The organism is Deferribacterota bacterium, from assembly GCA_034189185.1.
GTDB lineage: Bacteria > Chrysiogenota > Deferribacteres > Deferribacterales > UBA228 > UBA228.
Genome location: JAXHVM010000106.1, coordinates 1 through 6,287, shown reverse-complemented (window position 1 = coordinate 6,287; position 6,287 = coordinate 1). Strand labels below are relative to the sequence as shown.

General features: G+C 32.1%; 5 protein-coding genes. 2 read left to right on the top strand and 3 right to left on the bottom strand.

The features are described 5' to 3' along the window. A partial coding sequence (gene ppdK, locus SVN78_07560) for a pyruvate, phosphate dikinase (GenBank protein MDY6821459.1) occupies positions 1-2,158 on the top strand: 2,158 nt, incomplete at its 5' end. Positions 2,159-2,179: 21 nt separating this feature from the next. Here the strand turns inward: ppdK and SVN78_07555 are convergent. Both SVN78_07555 and mnmA read right to left on the bottom strand, forming a co-directional pair. Continuing rightward, positions 2,180-2,905 (bottom strand): hypothetical protein, encoded by a 726-nt coding sequence (locus SVN78_07555; protein ID MDY6821458.1) that lies wholly within the window; start codon positions 2,903-2,905, stop codon positions 2,180-2,182. After that, on the bottom strand, positions 2,892-3,917 hold the full coding sequence (mnmA, locus tag SVN78_07550; GenBank protein MDY6821457.1) for a tRNA 2-thiouridine(34) synthase MnmA: 1,026 nt from the start codon (positions 3,915-3,917) through the stop codon (positions 2,892-2,894). Before mnmA ends, SVN78_07555 begins: the two co-directional genes overlap by 14 nt. 219 nt (positions 3,918-4,136) lie before the next feature. Between mnmA and SVN78_07545 the strand changes: the two genes are divergently transcribed. Next, positions 4,137-5,357, top strand: a complete 1,221-nt coding sequence (locus SVN78_07545; protein MDY6821456.1) for an ammonium transporter — start codon at positions 4,137-4,139, stop codon at positions 5,355-5,357. Here the strand turns inward: SVN78_07545 and SVN78_07540 are convergent. Next, positions 5,354-6,193 (bottom strand): hypothetical protein, encoded by an 840-nt coding sequence (locus SVN78_07540; protein MDY6821455.1) that lies wholly within the window; start codon positions 6,191-6,193, stop codon positions 5,354-5,356. The two genes, SVN78_07545 and SVN78_07540, sit on opposite strands and share 4 nt — an antisense overlap. Positions 6,194-6,287: the final 94 nt, after the last annotated feature.

The window sequence follows — 6,287 nt, the reverse complement described above, 5'->3', positions numbered from 1 at the left end:
TATAGAAGAAAAGAAAAAGGAAAAGAAAGTTAAGTTTGATACAGATCTAAATACAGATGATTTAAAATATATTGTGGAAAAATTTAAGGAAATTGTAAGAACAAAATTGGGGAAGGATTTTCCTTTTGACCCCTATGGTCAATTAAAACTTGCGATAAATGCTGTTTTTGATTCGTGGTATAATGAGAGGGCAAAAAAGTATAGACAAATAAATAATATCCCAGAAGATTGGGGTACAGCTGTTAATATTGTAGCTATGGTATTTGGTAATCTAGGTGATGATTCGGCTACAGGTGTTGCTTTTACAAGAAATCCTTCTACAGGAGAAAAAGAGGTATTTGGAGAATTTTTGGTAAATGCTCAGGGAGAGGATGTAGTAGCAGGTATAAGAACGCCAAAGCCAATCAGTGAATTGAAAGTGCTTATGCCAGAAGCTTATGAGCAACTAGTTGACATTTGTAATAAATTAGAAAATCACTATAAAGACATGCAAGATATTGAATTTACAATTGAAAAAAAGGTATTATACATGCTTCAAACGAGATCGGGAAAAAGGACAGCAAGAGCAGCAGTAAAGATAGCCTATGATATGGTTAATGAAGGCATAATCAATAAAAGAGATGCTGTAATGAAGATTACCCCTGAACAGGTTAATCAATTACTACATCCTACAGTTGATCCAAATGCAAAGGTTAAATCAGTTGCTAAGGGTTTGCCTGCTTCACCAGGGGCTGCAGTTGGCAAGGTTGTTTTCACTGCAAATGATGCTGAGAAGTGGGCAGAAAAGGGTGAGAAAGTAATATTAGTTAGGACCGAGACTTCCCCAGAGGATATTGGTGGTATGCATGTTGCTGCTGGAGTGTTAACTTCAAGAGGGGGGATGACCAGTCATGCTGCTGTTGTTGCGCGAGGCATGGGAAAATGTTGTGTTGTAGGTTGTGAGGGTATTAGTGTGAATGAAGAAGACAAGTATATGGTAATTGGTAATAACAAGATAAGTGAAGGTGATGTTTTAACAATAGATGGAACTACAGGAGAGGTAATATTAGGTGAGGTACCACTGGTTATGCCAGAATTTTCTACTGAATTTAATAAAATATTAGAGTGGGCTGACGAGATCAGGAAGATGGGTGTTAAAGCAAATGCTGATACACCAAAAGATGCTTCTACTGCAAGAAAATTTTTAGCTGAGGGGATTGGTTTATGCAGAACAGAACACATGTTTTTTGAAGGAGACAGAATAGATGCTGTTAGAGAGATGATGTTAGCTTCAAATTTAGATGACAGGAAAAAAGCCATTAACAAATTAAAACCCTATCAGAAAGAGGATTTTAAGGCTATTTTTAGAGTAATGGATGGGTTGCCTGTGACAATTAGATTGTTAGATCCACCATTACACGAATTTATTCCACGTACAGATGGAGAACTTAAGAAAATCTCTGATATTACTGGTGTTTCAATGGATAATCTTAAAACCCGTGTTGAAGGATTAAAAGAATTTAACCCCATGTTAGGTCATAGAGGGTGCAGGTTAGGTATTACCTATCCAGAGCTATACGAGATGCAGATTAGGGCGATATTGGAAGCTGCATGCGAATGTTTAAAGGAAGATATAAAGGTAATACCTGAGATCATGATTCCAATTGTTGCTGATTATAAAGAGCTTAAAATATTAAGAGAATTAACTGATAAAGTTGCTAATGAGGTTAAAGAGATATATCACATAGATATAGAGTATAAGGTTGGTACAATGGTTGAATTGCCAAGGGCTGCATTAACAGCAGATGAAGTAGCTAAATATGCTGATTTTTTCTCCTTTGGTACAAACGATTTAACTCAAACAACATTGGGTCTATCAAGGGATGATGCAGGTAAGTTCCTGCCAACCTATATAGAAAAAGGGATATATGAAAAAGATCCCTTTGTAACAATTGATGCCAAAGGCGTTGGGACTTTAATTGAAATGGGTGTAAAAAAAGGCAAAGAGGCCAATCCAAAGCTTGATACAGGGGTTTGTGGTGAACACGGTGGTGATCCTGACTCAATTTTCTTTTGCTATAAAAATAATCTAGATTATGTGAGTTGTTCGCCTTTTAGAGTGCCTGTTGCTAGGCTTTCTGCTGCCCAAGCTACAATAGTAATTGGTGATAGAAATTAGATAAATTATTATTTATAGTTTTTAATTTTCAAAATATATAGGCTTTGTATTAATTAAATAGCGTAGTGTGTTTGTTATAAATTCTTTATCGTTATTGTTGAAGGTATAATTAGATTTTGTTGTTATTAGAATTCTATCATTATATAGTCTTGCTCTAATTTGTGGATATTTATAACGTAGAGCATCTTCAATATTTTCTATTAATGTTAGCTTATCTTTGTTTATTGTGCCTTCCATAATCCTTGTTGCTATGCAGGATTCCTTATTAAAACTAATCTTATTATAATTAAAAAATTTCTTTGATTTTATCATATAATTTAAATCAAAATTTTTATCCAATAATGGAGATATTATATTATATTCTTTTACTGCCCTTAGCCCTGGCCTTTGCTCATTTAGATCATCCTTCTTTGTTCCATCTAAAATAGTCTCATATTTTAAATCCTTTTTGATTTTTGAGATATGTTCTAAAATAGTTTTTTTACAATAATAGCAACGTAAGGTATCATTTTTATAAAATTCCATTGGCATATTATTAATGAATAGTGGTATCCATTTAATATTGAGTTTTTGCGCGATATCCCTTGCATTGTACACTTGGTATCTAAATATATGTGGGTTTATACAGGTTACTGAGGCAACATTATCTTCACCAAGGAACAGTTTTGCTAAGTATGCAACTGTTGCACTGTCAAATCCACCGCTTAATGCAACAACACAACTTTTGATATCATTAAAAGACTTCATATATGAAGCCACCCCCTAAAACCTTATTATCATTATAGATTGCAGCAAGTTGTCCTTTAGCGGGTGAATCTAAGGGTTCGTCAAATAGGATAACTGCTCTCTTGTTTGGTAGTTTTTCTATGGTTGCCTGTGCTTTTTTTGATCGATATCTTATCATTACATAAACCTTTTGTAAATTTGTTGAACTATCTATAAAGCTACACTCCTTTATCTTTATTCCCTTTGCATAAAAAGGCCCGTCCTCTTTTAATATGATATCACCACTTTTTGTATCTTTTTTTGCTACGTATAATGGTTTATGGTAGCCAATATCTAAATGTTTTCGCTGCCCAATAGTATAATAACATAAGCCCTTATGACTACCTATAACTTCTCCATTTAATATGAAGTTGCCCTTTTTAATTTTATTTTTATTTAATTTATTTTTTAAAAAATCTTTATAATTAATTCCTTCTAAAAAACATACTTCTTGGCTATCCCTTCTTTTAGCAGAAGGCAGATTGATCTTAGATGCTATCTTCCTAACCTCACTCTTACAATAGTTAGATAAGGGAAATTCAATATTATCTAAGATAGTTCTATCAAGTAAGGCTAAGTAGTATGTTTGATCTTTTTTAGTATCCAGTGGCTGATCTATGTATTTGTTGTTATTAAACTCACATATATTTGCATAGTGACCTGTTATTATTTTGTGAGCCTTCAATTTTTTCATTTCATTAATAAGAAAAGGAAATTTTGCATATCTATTACAAAATGCACAGGGATTTGGTGTTAAACCCTCTATGTAAGATTTAATAAAATAAGAAATTACAGTACTGCTAAATAATCTTTGATAATTGGCAATATACCAATCTATACCTAAAAAATTTGCTACTTTTTCAACATCCTCAAAGTTTTTATTGCCAAAAAGGTCTAATGTTACACCAATAACTTCATAACCTTCTTGTATCTTTAGATATGCTGCAAAGGAGCTATCAACTCCACCACTAAGAGCCGCTAAAACCTTCTTCATAATTTATGAAATATATGAAATTAAATATATAAGTAAAGCATATTTATCTGACTAATAATTAGGCAGCATTAGTTTAATATATAATCAAGCCCAAGATAGGAACATTTAATATTTTAGTACAATTATACGATTAATTGGCTTTTAAAAAGCTTCTTTGAATTAAAAATATTGGCATGAAAATTGTTAATTATATAAAAGAAAAGTAAAGGGGGTGTAACAATTAATAGTATAGATATTTTATTTATAATAGTTTCTTCAAGTTTGGTGTTTTTTATGACCCCAGGACTGGCAATGTTTTATGGTGGTCTAGTAAGACATAAAAATATACTGTCTGTAATAATGCAAAATTTCTTATGTATGGGTATCGTACCAGTTGTTTGGATAATTATTGGTTATAGTCTAGCTTTTGGTCCAGATGTCTCAGGTTTTATAGGTAACCTAGATTATTTTTTATTAAATAATATATCCTTAGATACAGCAAACACAGCCAGTAATATTCCAGAATTTTTGTTTCTTATTTTTCAATTAATGTTTGCAATTCTAACAGTTGCGCTAATAACAGGAGCAATCGCTGAAAGAATGAAGTTTTCAAGTTTTTTTATATTTTCTATATTGTGGATATTGTTTGTGTATCTACCTGTATGCCATTGGGTTTGGGGTGGAGGTTGGTTACAAAGTATTGGAGCTCTTGATTTTGCAGGTGGCACAGTTGTTCATATAAATGCTGGTATTTCTTCACTTGTGTGCGTTTTCTTCCTAGGAAGAAGAAGAGGTTGGAGGAGAGAATTTTTTTCACCTAATAACCTACCTATAACGTTGTTGGGTGCTGGCATATTGTGGTTTGGATGGTTTGGTTTTAACGCTGGGAGTGCTCTTGGAGTTAATGCGGTTGCAGTTGTCGCTTTTCTTAATACCCAAATTGCAGCTGGAGCAGCAGGTGTTTCTTGGATATGTGCTGAATGGGTATATAGGGGAAAACCAACCACCCTTGGCATTGCTTCTGGTTTTATTGCAGGGCTTGTTGCGATAACTCCGGCAGCTGGTTTTGTTGGGCCAATGGCATCTCTATTAATTGGACTTATTTCAGGTGTTTTGTGTTACAGTGCTATATTCTTAAAATTCAAGTTGAAATATGATGATGCTTTAGATGTTGTGGGTATACATGGTGTTGGTGGAATAATAGGTGCTTTTGCTACTGGATTGTTTGCTTCGAAAAGATGGAATCCCTCAGGCGAAAATGGACTTTTCTATGGTAATGTTGACCAAATATTTATTCAACTGGCCGGTATAATTAGTGTATTAATATATGCTTCAATTATTACTGCTATAATAATGTTAATAATAAAATTTACTATTGGTTTAAGGGTTGATAGTGAGGCCGAGGAGAATGGCCTTGATATAAGTGAACATTCAGAAGATGCTTATAAAATTGAAATTTAGAGGTGGTAGGGCGTTAGTCCTTTTGATAGTTTGAAATTTGCATCCTCTATAACCCATTTAAGTTCATCAAGTGTGCTTATAGTGTATAATGCGCCTTTCTTTGATAATTTTTTAGCAATTTTTTTCTCAATTTTATCAGTAGTTACAATACCTTTATCTCTAACATTTTTCTGTGATAAACCAAGCAAAGAAGATGTTTTAACTATACCTACAGTCCATAAATTGGCATATAGGCCCTCTAAAAAATTATATTCTGTATCCCCAACTCTTATAAAACATTGCATTGGGAATATCTCTTGATTGATAGCACATTGATAACATATTAGTGGATTTGGTGAAGGGGCTTTATATATGTCATATGATAATAGGTGGTTAAATTTAAAATTAAATTTTTTAAGTTTTTCTCTTAATTTATTTGAGATTTCTTGATTGTATTCTGTAGTGAATATTATTTTATATTTATAGTTGTAAAATTTATTTAATTTTTTTGCTTGTTTATGCATTATGTAGTCATCATCATCTATTGCATCTAATATATATCTGTTTACTTCATTAGAAATCTCCTTAATATCATCTTCATTAGGTTCTCTTTTATATCGAGACTGCCAAGCATTATAAACTTTCTTATTAAAGAGTATTCTTTTTATTTGTTCTTCAACTTTAAGCCCATTAGTTTTATTTATTAATTTATTTTCAATCTCGATGTTTTTTAATTTGAAACTATTATAAATTGCTTTAGAATGAAAAAGACTACCACAATCAACAATAACGCCTCCAAGATCTATAATCATAGCCTTAATCTTAGTCTTTTTTAACTTTATTTTCTTTGTGGGCATTATTTAAACCTCTTTTATTTTGATTGTTTCTTTCTTTTTTTATCAATTTTAAAATAAATGTAAAGGTTTTATTAATTGTATTATTTATTTTTTT

Excerpts from the sequence above, each read along its gene's own strand:
- SVN78_07540 (MDY6821455.1), bottom strand. The coding sequence starts at position 6,193 with ATGCCCACAAAGAAAATAAAGTTAAAAAAGACTAAGATTAAGGCTATG.
- SVN78_07555 (MDY6821458.1), bottom strand. The coding sequence starts at position 2,905 with ATGAAGTCTTTTAATGATATCAAAAGTTGTGTTGTTGCATTAAGCGGT.
- mnmA (MDY6821457.1), bottom strand. The coding sequence starts at position 3,917 with ATGAAGAAGGTTTTAGCGGCTCTTAGTGGTGGAGTTGATAGCTCCTTT.